Source organism: Wolbachia endosymbiont of Oedothorax gibbosus (genome assembly GCF_936270435.1).
Taxonomy (GTDB): domain Bacteria; phylum Pseudomonadota; class Alphaproteobacteria; order Rickettsiales; family Anaplasmataceae; genus Wolbachia.
The window spans coordinates 762,047-778,800 of record NZ_OW370567.1 but is presented as its reverse complement, the minus strand read 5'-3'; the positions used below and the strand labels follow the sequence as shown (position 1 = coordinate 778,800).

Annotated in this window: 17 protein-coding genes and 1 pseudogene; 8 read left to right on the top strand and 10 right to left on the bottom strand. The window is 35.0% G+C overall.

Annotation, left to right across the window (positions count from 1 at the left end):
- Positions 1–59: 59 nt before the first annotated feature.
- The 5 genes from wmk (NBW39_RS03900) to wmk (NBW39_RS03880) all read left to right on the top strand — a co-directional run bounded on the left by wmk (NBW39_RS03900) (position 60) and on the right by wmk (NBW39_RS03880) (position 5,328).
- Positions 60–986, top strand: a complete 927-nt coding sequence (wmk, locus tag NBW39_RS03900) for a WO male-killing family protein Wmk (protein WP_250295678.1) — start codon at positions 60–62, stop codon at positions 984–986.
- A gap of 165 nt (positions 987–1,151) precedes the next feature.
- Entirely contained in the window at positions 1,152–1,838 is a 687-nt protein-coding gene (locus NBW39_RS03895) for a JAB domain-containing protein (protein ID WP_250295677.1), read from the top strand.
- Between the two features lie 231 nt (positions 1,839–2,069).
- Positions 2,070–3,263: a hypothetical protein gene (locus NBW39_RS03890; protein ID WP_250295676.1), complete on the top strand. Its 1,194-nt coding sequence runs from the start codon at positions 2,070–2,072 to the stop codon at positions 3,261–3,263.
- A gap of 114 nt (positions 3,264–3,377) precedes the next feature.
- Positions 3,378–4,289, top strand: a complete 912-nt coding sequence (gene wmk / locus NBW39_RS03885; protein ID WP_250295675.1) for a WO male-killing family protein Wmk — start codon at positions 3,378–3,380, stop codon at positions 4,287–4,289.
- 28 nt (positions 4,290–4,317) lie between these two features.
- A complete protein-coding gene (gene wmk / locus NBW39_RS03880; protein WP_250295674.1) occupies positions 4,318–5,328 on the top strand; it encodes a WO male-killing family protein Wmk in 1,011 nt (336 codons plus the stop codon).
- Positions 5,329–5,408: 80 nt separating this feature from the next.
- On the opposite strand, the gene NBW39_RS03875 is transcribed toward wmk (NBW39_RS03880), so the two are convergent.
- Both NBW39_RS03875 and NBW39_RS03870 read right to left on the bottom strand, forming a co-directional pair.
- Complete coding sequence (locus NBW39_RS03875) at positions 5,409–6,011, bottom strand: hypothetical protein (protein ID WP_250295673.1); 603 nt, start codon at positions 6,009–6,011, stop codon at positions 5,409–5,411.
- A gap of 11 nt (positions 6,012–6,022) precedes the next feature.
- A complete protein-coding gene (locus NBW39_RS03870) occupies positions 6,023–6,943 on the bottom strand; it encodes a patatin-like phospholipase family protein (RefSeq protein WP_250295672.1) in 921 nt (306 codons plus the stop codon).
- On the opposite strand from NBW39_RS03870, the gene NBW39_RS03865 reads away from it, so the two are divergent.
- Positions 6,942–7,454, top strand: coding sequence for a phospholipase D family nuclease (locus NBW39_RS03865; protein WP_250295671.1), 513 nt, complete (start codon positions 6,942–6,944; stop codon positions 7,452–7,454). The two genes, NBW39_RS03870 and NBW39_RS03865, sit on opposite strands and share 2 nt — an antisense overlap.
- On the opposite strand, the gene NBW39_RS03860 is transcribed toward NBW39_RS03865, so the two are convergent.
- Genes NBW39_RS03860 through NBW39_RS03850 form a run of 3 tightly spaced genes read right to left on the bottom strand, consistent with a single transcriptional unit; the run spans position 7,455 to position 8,156 of the window.
- Entirely contained in the window at positions 7,455–7,670 is a 216-nt protein-coding gene (locus NBW39_RS03860) for a hypothetical protein (RefSeq protein ID WP_250295670.1), read from the bottom strand.
- A 53-nt stretch (positions 7,671–7,723) separates the two neighbouring features.
- Complete coding sequence (locus NBW39_RS03855) at positions 7,724–7,942, bottom strand: ankyrin repeat domain-containing protein (RefSeq protein ID WP_250295669.1); 219 nt, start codon at positions 7,940–7,942, stop codon at positions 7,724–7,726.
- A 19-nt stretch (positions 7,943–7,961) separates the two neighbouring features.
- On the bottom strand, positions 7,962–8,156 hold the full coding sequence (locus tag NBW39_RS03850) for an ankyrin repeat domain-containing protein (protein ID WP_250295668.1): 195 nt from the start codon (positions 8,154–8,156) through the stop codon (positions 7,962–7,964).
- Positions 8,157–8,299: 143 nt separating this feature from the next.
- On the opposite strand from NBW39_RS03850, the gene NBW39_RS03845 reads away from it, so the two are divergent.
- Complete coding sequence (locus NBW39_RS03845) at positions 8,300–9,538, top strand: IS256 family transposase (RefSeq protein WP_250295731.1); 1,239 nt, start codon at positions 8,300–8,302, stop codon at positions 9,536–9,538.
- Between the two features lie 357 nt (positions 9,539–9,895).
- Here the strand turns inward: NBW39_RS03845 and NBW39_RS03840 are convergent, their stop codons facing one another.
- From NBW39_RS03840 to NBW39_RS03830, 3 genes and pseudogenes are all read right to left on the bottom strand, one after another.
- On the bottom strand, positions 9,896–11,068 hold the full coding sequence (locus NBW39_RS03840; RefSeq protein WP_250295667.1) for a CCA tRNA nucleotidyltransferase: 1,173 nt from the start codon (positions 11,066–11,068) through the stop codon (positions 9,896–9,898).
- A gap of 80 nt (positions 11,069–11,148) precedes the next feature.
- Positions 11,149–12,255, bottom strand: coding sequence for an OTU domain-containing protein (locus tag NBW39_RS03835; RefSeq protein ID WP_250295666.1), 1,107 nt, complete (start codon positions 12,253–12,255; stop codon positions 11,149–11,151).
- Positions 12,256–12,414: 159 nt separating this feature from the next.
- Positions 12,415–13,319: pseudogene (locus NBW39_RS03830) on the bottom strand (hypothetical protein).
- Between the two features lie 257 nt (positions 13,320–13,576).
- On the opposite strand from NBW39_RS03830, the gene ychF reads away from it, so the two are divergent.
- Positions 13,577–14,671, top strand: a complete 1,095-nt coding sequence (gene ychF, locus NBW39_RS03825; protein WP_250295664.1) for a redox-regulated ATPase YchF — start codon at positions 13,577–13,579, stop codon at positions 14,669–14,671.
- On the opposite strand, the gene NBW39_RS03820 is transcribed toward ychF, so the two are convergent.
- Complete coding sequence (locus tag NBW39_RS03820; RefSeq protein WP_250295663.1) at positions 14,661–15,545, bottom strand: hypothetical protein; 885 nt, start codon at positions 15,543–15,545, stop codon at positions 14,661–14,663. The two genes, ychF and NBW39_RS03820, sit on opposite strands and share 11 nt — an antisense overlap.
- A 261-nt stretch (positions 15,546–15,806) precedes the next feature.
- Positions 15,807–16,715, bottom strand: a complete 909-nt coding sequence (gene glpX, locus NBW39_RS03815; protein ID WP_250295752.1) for a class II fructose-bisphosphatase — start codon at positions 16,713–16,715, stop codon at positions 15,807–15,809.
- Positions 16,716–16,754 lie beyond the last annotated feature (39 nt).

Sequence of the window (16,754 nt, the reverse complement as noted above, 5' to 3'; positions counted from 1 at the left end):
GTTCTTCTAGTTATTAAGGAGTCAGTATAGAATGTAAATATTTGTTTTGTAGATAAAGAGTGGCTGCTAATAACCCTAATTTTTTAGACTACAAAGTAGGACAGAAAGTAAGAAGTTGTAGGCTAGCGAAGAGATATACTCAAAAGGATTTAGCAAGTAAAATCGGTACAAAATATCAGGTCATACTACAGTATGAAAAAGGAAAGCGTAAAATTTCAATCAGAAGGTTATATAGCATCGCAGAAGCACTATCAGTTAGCATTATAGATCTTATTCCTGAACACACAATATCAAATGAAAACAGTTATCTCGAGAGTGAGGGGAAAGAGATATTAGATCTAGTAGAAAAGTATGAGAAAATTGAGAATCAAGAATTACGTAATGTAGTTTATTCATTAATTACATCTGCACAGGCTAGCAAGGAAAATAGTAGAAAAGTGGCAAGAATAGAGGTGGCAAAGAATCTAGTTAAAGCAGGAGTTTCTGTTGAAATAATTTTCCAAGCAACGGGCTTATCAACTGAAGAATATAGTAATGCAGAGGAAAAAACTACTTCTGTAGACTACAGGATGGGACAAAGGATAAAAAAGCTAAGGATAATGCGAAAGTACACTCAGGAAGACTTGGCAAAAAAAATTAGTATAACGCATCAAAAAATAAGCGACTATGAACAAGGAAATATTGCTGTTCCACTTGAAAAGTTATATGAAATAGCAAAGGCGTTATCAGTCAGCATTAAAGATCTACTTACAAGGCGACATAGTGAAGCAAGCAGTGGTTTAATAGAGAAATACAGGGAAATTGAGGATCAAGAGTTACGCAACGGATTTTATGTACTGATCAAATCTTTATCTGAAGGTATGGAGATTATTGCAGGAAAGGTCAAGAAAGCGGAAAAAGCCGAAATTGCAAAGAATCTACGTAGATTAGGAATTTCTATCGATATTGTTTCACGAACAACTGGGGCAACTGAGCTACTTTTTTAAAAACACGACTTAAGAAATATCTTCTGCATTTTGCATAAAAAATAAACAAAAAAAATTGAAAAATTGATTTGACTTCGCCCGAAACCTATGGCTTTATGCCAATACTACCAAGAAAACAGTAGTAAATAATTAAAAAAAATTAGTAGCTAATAGGAGGCATATCTTATGAATAATAATAATAAAAGTAAAGATAAAAATGAATTTATAGAAGAAATAGAGAGAATACGACAAAGCGGGGGAGGAAAGGCCTTACTTAATCATGAAATAGTAGCAATATTTCTAAGTGTAGTGCATGGTAAGACCCAAGCCCAAGCTATTGCTAGAAGGTTAACAGACAAGTATTCTGGAATAAGTAAGATCTTCAGCCAAGAGATGGATGATCTGAAAATGGTAGAAGGGGTGACTGATGATACAACAGCGATAATTTCGTGTGTTAAGGAAACTTTAGAGAGGGCACCAACCGAAGAGTTCAAGGAAGAACCGGTAATAGACGATTGGGAAAAGGTCGCAAAATATTTAAGTACGAGTATTGGTTACTCAGAAAGAGAAAATCTCAAAGTAATGTATTTGAATAAAGGGTATCGTTTAGTAGGAAAAGAGACTTATACTGGTACAGTTGATCATATACCTTTTTATATAACAGAAATAACAAGAAAAGCAGTACTTGCAAGAGCAACATCAATTATAATATCTCATAACCAGCCTGGAGGAACTGTAAAGCCATCAGAACGTGATAAAGCTATGACTAAAAACTTAGCTTCAGCTTGTGCAACCATAGGTATAAAGTTAGCAGATCACATTATTGTTGCAGGCAACAACTATTTTAGTTTCAAGGAAAAAGGATTGTTATGACTGTGCTCGAACTTTTCTTTTCAAGTTTTAAGCAGTAATTTGAACCTAAAAAGCTTTTCTGATCCAAAATTGTATTTATGTTTTTTATTTTCGTTGAAATATAAATATATAAAAGTATTTGCAAATTACAGATTTATGTTTTATAATTCCTGGAAAAGAGCATATTGGGTTAATAATAAAGTAACAAATTGCGCTGTAGACTTAGATAATATGTTTAATATAGGAGGCTATATGACTAATAAAAAAATCACAGTAGTTGGTAATACTCGTAAGTTCAACATTGATCTTAGCAAATTACCGGACGAAATATTAAGTGATCTTGAAGGCATAAGTTGTACTGATATACAACAGTCTAACTTTGTGAGCAAAATTAATAAGGCTAAGAAGCCTGGAGGAGAGATGCCTTCCCCTAGTAGAGATGCTCGTGAAAAGTCAATCAACTTTGGGAAAGGACTTGATCACATTTATGACACAAAACCAGCAAGTAATCAAGCAGATTATCCAGAGGGGTTAAATCCATTTGCCTCAGGCTTGAAAAAAATAAGGCTAAGTGCAAGGGAAGGTGAATGGTTGAGTTGGTTAAAAAGTGCAATTGTAACAGCAAAAAATCCAAGTGAGCTGAACAAAGTTGTAGATGAGGCAATAGCTGCTGGAATGAGGATGAATGGGTGTCATGAGGGAGGCAGGAGCTTTGCTGAGTATGTGATATTGGGTATGCATTCTCACAAGTTCAAAAAAGGTGATCAGAAAAAGATAATACGTAAATTAATGCTGAGTGGCGCAGAGTTTGACACTTTATTAAAAAATAAACTCGTAGGTGAAATTTATAAAGAATTGCAACCAGAGGTTCAGCCACAGATAGATAAGCAACTTGGAGAACGGAGAAAAGCTGGTGAAAATGCTGTTGAAGGGGGAAGCATAGTAGATATGGAAATGGATAACGACACATTTCTTTGGGAATTTTCTGAGGGGAGCACAGTAGAAGTTGCAAAAGCGCTGGAAGGTACAGGACCCAATAGAGGACTTGGAAGCAATATAATAAAAATAGGTGATGGTGAAATAGAGATTAGAAATGAAGAAGGAGGTAAGAGAAACTACATTGATATATCAGGTAGATTCGAGATAGGATTTCCTACAAGCATCGGTAAGCTAAGAATTGCAGTGTACAATGATGAAAAACAAGTACAAGTAAGAGTAGTGGATAAGGAGATGTGGCTTAAACTACAAACAAAAGGTGAGGAAGTAGCAAAAGATTGTCTCTTTGGGGGAATGAAAATCGAAGAAGCAGTAAAAAGAGGAAGTTTCACGAGAAGTTGCTTTTTGGGTGAAAGTAAGGCTCCAGAGGCGGTTAGTGAAACACTATCCTCGTCTTTGTGGGCAAATAGGGTACAAGGAGGTAGTCAGGAAACCTTTAGGGCACGTTAGGAGAGGAGTTTTTTTCCATCCATTTGTAAAAGGATCTAAAGCAACTTCCAATTTCACAGTAAAGTTGAGCTATAGCAAAAAATCCTGTAATAGTATATTTTTTTGTGAAGGAAAGTGACCACCCCCTTAGATTACGAAGTAGGAGAAAAAGTAAAAAGTTGTAGGTTAGCCAAGGAGTATACTCAGAGAGATTTAGCGGAGAAAATCGGTGTAAAATACTGGGTAATACTCCATTATGAAAAAGGAAAGCGTAAAATTTCAATCAAAAGGTTATATAGCATCGCAGAGGCATTATCAGTTAGTATTATGGATCTTATTCCTGAACACACAATATCAAATGAAGAAAGTTATCTCGAGAGTGAGAGGAAAGAGATATTAGATCTAGTAGAAAAGTATGAGAAAATTAAGAATCAAGAATTACGTAATGTAGTTTATTCATTAATTACATCTGCACAAGCTAGCAAGGAAAATAGTAGAAAAGTGGCAAGAATAGAAGTGGCAAAGAATCTAGTTGAAGTAGGAGTTTCTGTTGATACAATTTTCCAAGCAACGGGCTTATCAACTGAAGAATATAGTAATACAGAAGAAAAAACTGATTCTGCAGACTACAGGGTAGGACAAAGGATAAAAAAGCTAAGGCTGATGAGAAAATATACCCAAGAGGGCTTAGCAAATAAAATTGGTGTAACACCCCAGAAAATATATGACTATGAACAAGGACATATAACCGTTCCACTTGAAAGATTATACAAAATAGCAGAGGCATTATCAGTTAACATTGCGGTTTTACTGTTAGGGCAAATAGAAGAAGTTGTGGCAAGAGATGAACTGAGCGGTTTAATAAAGGAATATAAGGAAATTGAGGATCAAGATTTACGCAACGGATTTTATGTACTGATCAAATCTTTATCTGAAGGTATACAGATTATCGAAGAAAAAGTTAAAAAGGCAGAAAAAATAGAAATTGCAAAGAATCTACTTAGATTAGGCATTTCTATTGATATTGTCTCGCAAGCTACTATATGAGAGATTTATGGTGAAAAAAGTAGGAGGTATGTTTGTTTCTATAAGAAAACCGGCTATTAAAGGTTACTATAACCCAGAGTATATAGACTCTATTGATTATAAAGTAGGGCAAGAAGTGGAAATTTGTAGGTTAATACAAAGATATACTCAGATAGACTTAGCAGATGAAATCGGCGTAACATATCAGGAAATACACAAATATGAACAAGGGTACAATCCTATCTCAATTGAAACATTATATAAAATAGCGAAAGCATTATCAGTTAATACTGCAGATCTACTTCCTGAACCAAAAGTACTAAATGAAGATTGTTATTTTGAAGGTGAGGCAGAAAAAATATTAAGCCTGGTGAGAATGTATGAAAAAATTGAGAATCAGGAATTACGCAAGGCAATCTACTCATTGGTTGAATTTGCCAAGGGCTACAAAGAAAGCAGCAGAAAAGAAGCAAGAGAAGAAGTGTCAAATAATTTAGTTAAAGAGAACATCTCTGTTAGTATTATCTTACAGGCAACAGGCTTATCTACTTGCAAATATACAGAAAAGAAAGTACGTACTGATTCTATAGATTACAAAATAGGGCAAAGGATAGAAATCATACAGTTAATACGTGGGTATACACAAGAAGATTTAGCAAATAAAATAGGTGTAACACCTAAGGAGATAAACGACTATGAGCAAGGGTACATTGCAATTCCACTTGACACATTATATGAAATAGCAAAAGCATTATCAGTGAAAGTAAGGGTTTTACTGCCTGAAACAATAAAAAAAGATGAGAGTAGTGAAGTAGAAGGTGAGTTATCAAGTTTAATAAGTGAACACAACAAAACTGAGGATCAAGAATTATGGAGTAGATTGAGTGCATTAGTTGAAACTCTGTCTAAAAGTATGAAGGTTGTTAAGGAAAAAGTTAAAAAAGCAGAAAAAATCAAGGTAGCAAAGGATCTAGTTAAGGCGGGTATTGCTGTTGATATTATCTTGCGAGCATCTGGCCTAACTGCTGATGAGTTGGGTGAGTGTCCAAAAATGAATTGACTTGAATTCTGGATTAAAAACAGGGTACTCAGAAATAATATATTAAGATATAAGCAAAAGTAATTGTTTATTTAATAAATCTATTTACCACCTCTGAAAATTTGCTTAGATTTCGGTTGTTCAACAGATACCTCTTCTAGTTTTTCTGGCTCAGCTTCGGATCTTACTGCTAATTTGCGTTGTTTGATAAATTTCTTTAACGTTTTCACAGCTATAAAATTAATACTGAAAACACATGCAGAAGTTATGGCTAATGCTGGAAGAGGAGCTAGACTGAATGTTGGTAAAATTGCTATAATCGTGCCAGATGTCAATAAAAATGCTAACTTTTTGCTCCCGATTATTTTATTCTTCTTAACCTTTATTGGGTTTAATTTTTTTATTTTCCCTTTTAGCTTTTTGAAGCCTTTTTTGAATATGCTACCCTTTTTCAGCTCTTTTTCTACGGGTTTTGCTTTCTTTGTTTTAAAGCTTTTTATTTTTTCTTTTATTCCTTTTTTATCTTTTTTTACTTTAGAGGTTTTCTCCATCATCTTTAGAGGTTGCTCATGTAGCGGTTTTGGCTTATCGTTTGAAGTTTTAGCTTCTTGCCCCTTAGTCACAGTTTTATGCTTTTTGGGCGAAACTATGTTTTTTAAACCTTTCTTTGCTTTGTGGTATAATTTCTTTAGTTTGCTTGGCATTTTTATGTAAATTAAGATACGATATCGCAAAATTTATCGATTACTTTTTGATTACCTTCTATCATTGCATTTGCCTCCTGCTGCAGACATTTAATATTTTTAGGTGTTACATTATCCATCTCAGCCGACGCTATTGTCAGTTGTGATTGAATTCTGATGTATCTGTCGTCCATTACATTACTCATCTGATAATTTACTACATCAAGGCTCGATGCAAACATCATATTTAGTAAAGGCTTTATCCATGCTATTTTCCCTAATTTCCTATACTTTATTGGGTTAGATAGTCGACCAGTGCCAATTGACACCAGCACTATTTCTTCATTAGGGAAAAGTTTTTTGCTATTTGCATATGCACATGCCGCTGGGTTATTGGCAAAAACACCTCCATCCACTAACACTCTTTTTTCTTGCTTAACTTCTAAATACTTAGGTGCAAAGTATGTTGGTGCTGCTGTTGTTGCTCTTAGTGCATCCTTCAATCTAATGAAATTCCTATCCTCTTTCCAACTTTTGAAGAAAAACGGATAATTGTTATGAATATCATAACTTGTGATTAGCAAATTACTTAAAGTGTTTTGTAGAATATCATCACCAAAATATTCTTCCAATATCGATTCGATGTTTTTGTGTGGGTATTGTGCACAGTTAAACCACGATAGTATTGATTGCCTAAAAAATGAAGACTTGAAAATATATGCTCCATACTCTTGGTAAAGCTCAACTAAATCATTTGCAGAGTACTGAGGTTTTCCCTGATCATCTTTCTTGCACAACCCAGCAACAACAATTCCGCCTGTTGAAGTACCAGCCATTAGATCAAAGATTTGAGAAATAGGCTTCCTTGCTCTTTTTTCTATTTCTGCTAGTATTATCGCTGGTGTGATGCCTCTTATGCCTCCACCGTCTACTGAAAGGATGTATTTTGCCATGTTTAGATATTTATTGATTTTATTAACTTGCTCGCTTTTATCAGGTTGTGTTACTTGCCCAAAAACTACAGTCTGTTTTACACCTAGGGAAAATTGCACTAATCAAATAATCTATGCTATAGATGGTGCCAAAAAATCTGTGTTGGTTCAGGCGTATACATTTACCTCTAAACCTATTGCACAATCTTTAATTAGAGCAAAAAAACGTGGTGTTGATATTAAGGTTATCCTAGATGAATCACAGGTCAGATCAAAATACAGTGTCATCAATGAATTATTTGGGCAAAAAATACCGATATACATAGACTATAAACCTGCAATTTCACACAGCAAAATTATGATCATTGATAATCAAAAAATCATCACGGGTTCGTTCAATTTCTCTAACGCTGCCCAGAAAAAGAATGCTGAGAATCTACTGGTTATAACAGGAAGCCCTTCATTAGTTGAACAATACGTTGAAAATTGGAAAGATCGTCAATTGCAGTCTAAGCCTTATACGCCAGAATAACTACTTTGAGTTGGCTTTGAATTCATCCAATTCCTCAGAAAGATTTTTTACCCGCTCTTCCAGACGATATACCGTAACGGTCAATCCGTTGTTCTGCTCTATAAATTTATCATGCATGTGAACCCGTAAATCTAGCTTGGCAAGCCACCATATCGCCGCTACCGTCTGTATTAACATCGTTAGTATTACTGCTATTGGAATCTTTTGATTTTGCATAATTTAATAATTTATTGTAGATAATTGTTGAAACTGTTTGTTGTACGTACGGTTTATTGTTCTGGCTTATATTGTTTTTCTGCCTCATCAAGTAGATCTACGATCTCTCTATAAGACTTCTTATTTCCACTATAAGATGACATTTTCATTGCTATAGTTTTTGGAGTTTTTCCTTTCCATCCTCTAACATGAGGATTAGCTCCTCTCTTTAGCAAAAGTTTTACGACCTCTAATTGACCACCAGCAGCAGCATCAAGCAGTGCTAAACTCATAGTGTTTATGTCTACTCCTTCATCTAACAGAAATGTCTAAGCATCCTTTCTTTGCAGCATGATATAATGCTTTTTTACTAATACTTGAAGCATCTTTACTCTTTTTTACTAATGATTTCACAGCTTCCAAGTCACAGTTTTTAGTTGCAGTTTGTAACGTGGTCATCATTAATATCCTTTTTATCAAATAAGAAGGAATATATAGCAACAACACACACTATCAATATTATCAGAAAAATTAATCCATCTGTTGAGCTTGCTCGAAGAGCTTTTCTCAAATTTTGGGAATGTTCAAAAAAGTGTGTCAAACCGAAAAAAAAGTAATAAATTGATATAAAAAAAATGGAGGTTTCACATATGAATCAAAGAATAGCAAATAAAACTACTGGATTGGTAGATTATAAAGAATTAGAAACAAATATCCTGTCGTCTATACGAGAAGGAAGGCCGCTGACGGGAAGGGACGGAGTATTAACACCATTGATAAAAAAGCTGCTGGAGGCAAGTTTGGAAGGTGAAATAGAAAATCACTTGTTGGCTGAAAGCGAAGAAAATAATCGAAGAAATGGGAGAAATGGAAAGACTTTAAGGACAAGTGCCGGTTCATTTGAACTTTTGACGCCAAGGGATAGAGAAGGAAGTTTTGAGCCGCAAATAGTCAAAAAAAGGCAAACAAACTTACATCCAGAGCTTGAAACGAAGATCTTGAGCACATTTGCCAGTGGTATGAGTTATAGAGATATAGCGTCACACGTTGAGGAAATTTATGATCACAAAATATCGGCGGCAGAGATATCAAGTATTACCGACAAATTGCTACCGGTAATCAACGAATGGCGTAGTCGCCCATTGCAGTCTGTGTACCCAATAGTGTTCATGGATGGCATGTTTTTCAAAGTTAAGGAGGACGGGCATTGCGTAAGTAAATGCATGTATAATATATTAGGCGTAGATCAAAATGGCAGAAAAGAGGTACTAGGCTTTTATTTAGCCGAAAGTGAGGGAGCCAACTTCTGGTTAGGGGTATTAAATGACCTAAAAGAGAGAGGAGTAGAGGATATTCTGATTGCCTGCGTCGATGGTCTAAAAAGTTTTCCTGCAGCAATAAATAGTGTGTTTCCTAAAGCAGAAGTACAGCTATGTATAGTGCATCAGATAAGGAATTCATTGAAATATGTATCCAGCAAAGATGTGAAAGTTTTCATGAACGATTTGAAGAAAATATATCGTGCTTCAAGTAAAGAAATCGCTGAGAATTATTTGCTTGAGCTGGAAGAAAAATGGGGTGAAAAATATCCTTTGGTTATAAAATCGTGGCAAAATAATTGGGAAAATTTATCTGGTTATTTTAAGTATTCTGGGCCAGTTAGAAAGCTGATTTATACCACCAATCCTATTGAGGGGTTGCATAGACAGATTAGAAAATTCACTAAAACTAAGGGCTCATTTACTAGTACAAATGCCTTGTACAAACAGGTATATTGTGCTATAAAAAAGGCAGAGCAAAATTGGATTATGGCTATACCTAATTGGGCTTTAACTATATCTCAACTTGATATTTTCTTTCCTGGTAGATTGAAAATTGAGTTGAATTAAAAATGCGGTTTGACACACTTTTTTGAACATTCCCTGATAAATTCCTCCGTATCTGTTCAGCAGAGTGGCAAAATAAGGTAGACGAGAAAAGACAACTATAGGAATAAATGGGTGTCATTTCAGTGCGTGACACTGGTTTCCATCCAAAAGGGTGTCATCCCAGTGCCCAGACACTGGGGATCCAGAAAATTTGATTGTGTACTATACAACATAAAAGCTGGATTCCAGTGTCAAGCACTGGAATGACATCACAGGAGCACTGGAATTTTTGTTTCAATATTTGTACATTAGCCATGCATCCGAACAGATACATTCCTCCTATATTGCACAAGCATACATCAAACCGCCAGAAAATAGTTAAAGTAGGCTCTTAGCATAAAGTACCAGCTCCTCTTTTGTTAAAGTGTAGGAGCTGTCTTCCCAATGCTGCCTGAGCAACTCTAAGTTTTTACCTAAACTTTTTCCTGGCTGGTGACCTATACTTATTAAATCATCGCCAGATAAAGGAAATTTTGGAATATTGAATGTATCAGCAAATGAAATGTATTTGTCAATATTTTCTCCAGACTCAACACCACAAATTTTCACTAAATTACAATATAGTTCCCTACCAAATAAAGATATGTATTTTTTTTGCTCTTTTTCCGAAAGCTCTGTTTTGATATCGTTGGATAGTAAAAATAGCAGCTTTTTCTTTTGCTTGTTTGAAAGACGTAAAAATTTGCTTACATATTCTCCAAGACTTAGCCTGTCATTTTTGGTGGTCCTAAGGAGTAACGCTAATTTTACTAGTGCATCAGTGCCGAAAAGAAGTGACGAAGACAGAATTTCGCATTTTACTTCTTTTGGGATAATCTTTTGCAAAACATCAGATTCTTGCATGCTCTTAAGTGTTGGAAAAGGATCATTGCACTCCAGCAATTTAAGTATTTCATCTCTTATTCTCTCTCCAGAGAGGTTTTGGATCATATGCGAATGCTTTTTGCATACGCTTAGTATTTCATCACTCAAATCTCCGACACATATTTTTGCATGAAAACGAAATGCTCTTAAAATACGTAGATAGTCTTCTTTAATTCTATCTTCAGCGTTGCCTATAAAGTTTAACCTTCGCGCTTTTAAGTCCTCTATACCACCAAAGTAGTCATATATATGGCCATGCTTATCTGCATACAGAGCATTAAATGTAAAGTCGCGCCTTGAAGCATCCGCTTGCCAATTATTGGTAAATTCTACTTTTGCATGCCTACCATCACACTTTACATCATGTCTTAGTGTTGTAATCTCAAAGGATCTTTTGTTTAAAATTGCAGTGATAGTTCCATGTTTTAAGCCAGTTGGAATAGTTTTTATATTACGGAGTTTTAACGCTTTAATTGCTTGATCAGGCAGAAGATTGGTAGCGAGGTCAATGTCGTGAACGTCACGCTGCAAAATTGAGTCTCTCACACACCCGCCGACAAGCCTAGCCTCACCACCAAATTCCTCTATGGCATCGATAATTAAACTAGTCTCATGGTCAACTTGCATTTAGTTAGTATATGCTGCAGTTCATATTATATGAAATGCAAGCAAAAAGCCCTATATAAAAATATACAGGGCTATGAAGTTTATTTTACGGATATTTGTTGCTGCTGATCTTCTATTTTTACTTCTTCCATACTACATCTTGGGTTAAGAGACTGTGCGAGAGGTTGCTCTTGAAGTTGTCTTGCAAACTTTTCCTCCTGCCCTTGAAGCTGCTTTGCATAGAGAAGATCTTCTTGCTCTTGAACTTCTTTTGCAAGCAAAGAATCCTGTTGCTCTTGAAATCTCATTGCTAGTGAATAATCTTCTCTTTCTTGAAGCTGCTGTGCATATTCTTGCTCTTGAAGTTGTTTTGCAAGCAAGAAATCCTGGTGCTCTTGCGTTTGTTTTGCTAATCTATTAAGCAGTGGTTCGAAATGTGCATGGCTCCTATTTATTATATGCAAAACACTACTATTGTCATAATCAACTTTATTATACTCACCTACATTTTTCGATCCTGAACTATCTATCAATTGATGCAAAAATGGATCTTGTCGGTTATCATGAGCATGCAATGGATTACTCTCTAAAACATGTAATTTTACACCATACTTTCCGCAAAGTATTCTACCTTCGATATCGGAACGTCCCCAAAATTCATTCTTTTCAATGCTATTGACATACTGGTCACAAGTAATTCCACGATTTACGAACTTACCTTTAACCTCATCAAAGTCATTACCAATTTTACTTATAAACCACTCTGTAGGATTGTTCTGCGCAAATCTCTTACAGTCATTCCTTAACTGCTCTATAGTAACTTGCACTCCTGCTTGCTGCTCTAGACTCTGCCTAAACGAATCGAAAAAACAACTTCCATTACTGATTGCCTTTCCTACATAGAAGTTATCAGGTTTGTTTAATTTTTGCTCTTTATCACTTTGTTTTTCTGCCTTTTCAGTAACTCCTTTCTCTAAATCAAAAATCTCACTCCAGTTATATCTACCTTCTAATCCTAACCTTTTACTTTCCTTTTCTGATGCATTAGCTAAGTCTTCTTTAGAAATGTTCTGCTTTCCTCTCAGCAATGCATATAAAGACTTGAAGAGTTGTATCAAAGCAGTTCTGAAATCAAAGTTTTTTTCTTTTTTAATTGTATTGACTTCAATTTCATGTAAGTCTATTATTAGTTGTTGATTTGAGTTCATGATTTTTCCTCCTAACATAAGCTATATATTATTATACTAGTAAAAGTAATAATGAATCATTAATTAAGCATAACCACACTCTTATGATTTATTCAGTATAAATTGAAAAATTTTTTACAGAATGCCCCATGTAGAAATATATGGGGCTATGAAAATTTACTATGCAAGTATTTGTTGCTGTTGATGAGGTGTTACTCTTGGTTCTTCCATGCTACATGATGGACTCAAAGACTTCTGCTGCTCAGAACGCTCTATGTGCTGCTTTATATCACTAACGCACTGCCCTACAACATCACCAATTTTTCCATCAGCACTTTCTGTCAATAACTCATCAAATCTCTTCTCAACCTCTGCTCTCTCAGAGATATCCTTTGAAAGGTTACAATATTTTAAGATCTCGTCTACCTGAAGTTCTTTTGCTAATTGAAAGTCTTCTTGCTCTTGAATTTCCTTGGTCTTAGCCCTAGAGTAATGATCCCTTTCAAGATATATTGTTTCTCGCTCCTTACTGCCCCATAACTCGTCATTTATTTTATAACCATCACGACCCAAGAACTTATTCATTTCATCATCATTTATCATTTCAGGATTTGGTTCAAACTTTTGTTGCTCTTCGCTATTGTTATCTTTATAATGGACATTAATTTCAATATTAGCTAAAGAAGCTAATATCTGAACTTCTTCAATGAAAGGAAAATAACTTTGACTTTTTATTGCTTCTAGATAGGCTTGGTAGAGTTCAGAGTTATTAAGGAATGAATGTGTAATAAATCCACTGTTATATTGTGCATTGTACTTATTTCCACCAAGGCCATGAAGAGCCTCTGCATACTCTCCTAAATCACTTATAGCTTGATCATGTGATATATTAAGTTTGCTAACAGCTTTACTTACTAACTTCTTCACATTACCTTCAGCATTTTCAATTTTTTTATTTGTTTGTTCAGCTAATCCTTTTATTTTCTCGGACTTACCAGTTAAATCTCCTGGCTTGTCTAAAAACATATTAAAAACCTTTTCTAGCTGACCTCTTAAAGGAGCTGGCATACTTACATCATCTCCATTCTCATATCTTGTGCTCTATCAGCTCTATATACACCGGAACTGTTATCACCAAACGTAGCATGAAAAAAGCAATTCCCATCACCTTTAGTATTATATTTAACTACTTGGCTATTAGTTGGTAATTTCCGTTACCTAGATTGAAGCATAATTTTTACCTTAATTTAAGCTATATATTACTATACCAATAAAATTGTAACTAATTAAGTATAGCAGAAATTTTTAAATTGTGCAATAATTATGGCTTTAAATAGCAAATATGAGCTTTAACTGCGGTATAGTTGGGTTACCAAACATAGGAAAATCAACTTTATTTAATGCACTTACAGAGTCAAGTGCAGCCGAAGCTGCAAATTATCCTTTCTGCACAATCGAGCCAAATATAGGCAAGATTTCGATAAAAGATCAACGTTTGAAACAAATCGCAGCAATTGCAGGCTCAGAGAAGGTAATCTACAATCAATTAGAAGTTGTAGATATTGCAGGTCTTGTAAAGGGCGCAAGCAAGGGTGAAGGGCTCGGCAATAAATTTTTAAGCCATATCAGAGAAGTTGATGCCATCGTTCATCTGCTCAGGTGCTTTACGGATGACGATATCAGCCATGTACACAGTAAAATAGATCCAATATCAGATGCTGAAGTGGTAGAAATGGAGCTAATTCTAGCTGATATTGATAGCATAGAAAAAAGGCTTCCTCAGTTGGAAAAAAAAGCAAAACAAGGTGATAAAGAGCTAAAGAGACAACTTGAATTAATGCAAGAGGTTTTAGCTACTTTGAAACTCGGTAAACCTGCAAGAAGTTTGGGAACTATGGACGAAGCCGAAATGAAGTCGCTTCAATTGCTAACAACAAAGCCGGTTATGTACGTCTGTAATGTTGAAGATACGCATATCATAACTGGTAATGAACTATCTAAAAGGGTGGAAAAAATGGCAGAAGAAAATAAAAGTAAATTTTATTGTATTTCAGCAAAACTTGAAGCAGATATTGCAAATCTTGATAGCGAAGAGGAAAAACAGAATTTTTTATCAGAGTTTGGCTTACAAGAATCAGGACTTGATGGAGTAGCGCGTATTATGTATGAAGTGCTGAGTATGATAACTTTCTTTACTGTAGGGCCCAAAGAAGCACGGGCATGGCCAGTAAAGATAGGATCAACAGCCGATAAAGCAGCAGGTGTAATCCACACTGATTTTGAGAAAGGCTTTATAAAAGCAGAAACGATAAGCTTTGCAGACTATATAAAATATGGAAGCGAATTAGCTTGCAAAGACGCAGGCAAAATCCGCTTCGAAGGCAGAGATTATATCGTGCAAGATGGCGATATAATGCACTTTAGGTTTAATGTGTAACTCTAACAGTTCCTTTCTGAGGAAAAGAAATCCCTTCTTCTACAGTTGTTCCCCCATCAAGAGAAGAGCCAGGTATGATAATACTCTCGTGCCTCTTCTTTTCCTCACAAGGTGTTCGCTTAATGAAATGTTCTGCTAAAACTTCATATAAAGCTCTACCTTTTATAAGCATAGCCTCGTTTTGCTTAACTAACTCTAAAATTTCCTTTGATTCAACATCTTTACCGTTAATAGTTGATTTTCCAATACTAATTTTACCAGAATTTATATTTAGAACAACAGTACAGTTAAGGTCTTTTCCAGATTCATCTTTTGCACCCCAACTAATTTCGATGTCACATATTGCAAACTTTGTAAAGGAGTAGTTCCTCTGTTGTTTCTCATTCTTCTCAATCGTTACTATTCTTTTACCTTTTTCGTTGTATATTTTTTCTCTTTCTAATTCACTTTTTTTGTTGAATAAGCTACTAATTTCTAAAGTTTGCCCAGGTTTAATTTGAATATTAAGATTCTGATGAATATTACGATTTTCTCCAGTATGAGGTCCATTAAAAAAAGCACCTGGGAAATCGCCATTTAATAATTCTTTTGCATCGTGCTCCCCCTTGCTAATTCTATCCAAATATATGTTTATCCTCTCTACAAACTTCTCTTTATCTTGAGCATTACATTTCTTACCTATTATATTGATTATCTTTTCTAACTGTTCACTGTTCTGCAGCATGGAGATAAAAAGAAAAACATTTTTCTTTCTTCCATAATATTTTGCTATTTTATCGAATGGATTTGCCTCTTTACCTTTATTATAATTTATATCATACGAAGAATAGTTAAATGGACCACTTGAGAAATCTAAATTATCAAAGTCTGACAATATGCTTTGCATTTCAGGATCGTTATCAAATTTATGCTTATCTTGAGAAACTTATTGTACAATTAATTTCTCTTGCGAAATACCCTCTGTAGCATTTTTATCACGTGGGTAAATTAGAGATTGAAACTTATTTTTTAATTGAGAAAATAAACCTAACATTCCAGGATCCCCTTTTTCTTAAGATAGAAATAACATAAATAATATATTTTAATATCAGTATATTGTAAAGCTAAAATTTAGGTGTATTAAAAAATAATTAACCTAACTTATAACTTGCAGCTTTATCAGCTTGTTAGGTAGAATTATTAAAGAACTAGTTGAACAGACGTTATCAACTCCATCCACAAGTTCTCCGCTTGTTACTCCAGTTGCAATAAACACTGATTCACCTCTTGCCATATCTTTTATGGTGTAGATTTTTTCTGGGTCATCAATATTCAAAATTTTTGCTCTTTCTCTTAACTGATCTGTGTCAAATATTAATCTTCCCTCCATCTGTCCACCGATTGAACTCAGCGCTGCAGCCGCAAGCACCCCTTCTGGTGCTCCTCCTATGCCGATATACATATCATGATTGCCATTTACTAGTGAAACTACAGCCGCAACATCACCATCATCTATTAGCTTAACTTTTGCTCCTAACTTCCTGATTTTCAATATTAACTCATCATGCCTTTCACGATTAAGTATAGTTACTGTGAGATCATTTACTTTACATCCTTTTGCCTTGGCTAAATTGTCTAGATTCTTCTCAATGCTATTTTTTAGTGAGACTACACCCTCTGGAAGATTTTTTCCCACTGCTATTTTTTCCATATAAACATCAGGTGCGTGTAAAAAATTACCTTTTTTCGTTGCAGCAAGAACAGACATTGCCCCTGATTTGTAATGAGCACAAATCGTAGTGCCCTCAAGTGGGTCAACAGCGATATCAATCTCAGGACCATTTCCTGTACCAACCTTTTCCCCAATATATAGCATAGGAGCTTCGTCTCTCTCCCCTTCCCCAATTACAATTGTACCATTTATTTCCATTGAATTTAATACTGTACGCATTGCATCAACTGCAACTTGATCAGCCCTTTTTTCATCACCAAAGCCTGCTAGTTTATATGCAGCAAGTGCTGCAGCTTCGGTCACTTTAACTAATTTATAGGCTAAATCTTCCATCATTTACTTTAAGAACTATATTCAATATATATCATGCTG

Coding starts and splice junctions, on each gene's coding strand:
- NBW39_RS03870 (WP_250295672.1), bottom strand. CDS start 6,943: ATGGCAAAATACATCCTTTCAGTAGACGGTGGAGGCATAAGAGGCATC.
- NBW39_RS03840 (WP_250295667.1), bottom strand. CDS start 11,068: ATGCAAGTTGACCATGAGACTAGTTTAATTATCGATGCCATAGAGGAA.
- NBW39_RS03895 (WP_250295677.1), top strand. CDS start 1,152: ATGAATAATAATAATAAAAGTAAAGATAAAAATGAATTTATAGAAGAA.
- NBW39_RS03865 (WP_250295671.1), top strand. CDS start 6,942: ATGTTTAGATATTTATTGATTTTATTAACTTGCTCGCTTTTATCAGGT.
- wmk (WP_250295674.1), top strand. CDS start 4,318: ATGTTTGTTTCTATAAGAAAACCGGCTATTAAAGGTTACTATAACCCA.
- NBW39_RS03845 (WP_250295731.1), top strand. CDS start 8,300: ATGAATCAAAGAATAGCAAATAAAACTACTGGATTGGTAGATTATAAA.
- NBW39_RS03835 (WP_250295666.1), bottom strand. CDS start 12,255: ATGAACTCAAATCAACAACTAATAATAGACTTACATGAAATTGAAGTC.
- NBW39_RS03890 (WP_250295676.1), top strand. CDS start 2,070: ATGACTAATAAAAAAATCACAGTAGTTGGTAATACTCGTAAGTTCAAC.
- NBW39_RS03860 (WP_250295670.1), bottom strand. CDS start 7,670: ATGCAAAATCAAAAGATTCCAATAGCAGTAATACTAACGATGTTAATA.
- NBW39_RS03875 (WP_250295673.1), bottom strand. CDS start 6,011: ATGCCAAGCAAACTAAAGAAATTATACCACAAAGCAAAGAAAGGTTTA.
- NBW39_RS03855 (WP_250295669.1), bottom strand. CDS start 7,942: ATGAGTTTAGCACTGCTTGATGCTGCTGCTGGTGGTCAATTAGAGGTC.
- glpX (WP_250295752.1), bottom strand. CDS start 16,715: ATGGAAGATTTAGCCTATAAATTAGTTAAAGTGACCGAAGCTGCAGCA.
- ychF (WP_250295664.1), top strand. CDS start 13,577: ATGAGCTTTAACTGCGGTATAGTTGGGTTACCAAACATAGGAAAATCA.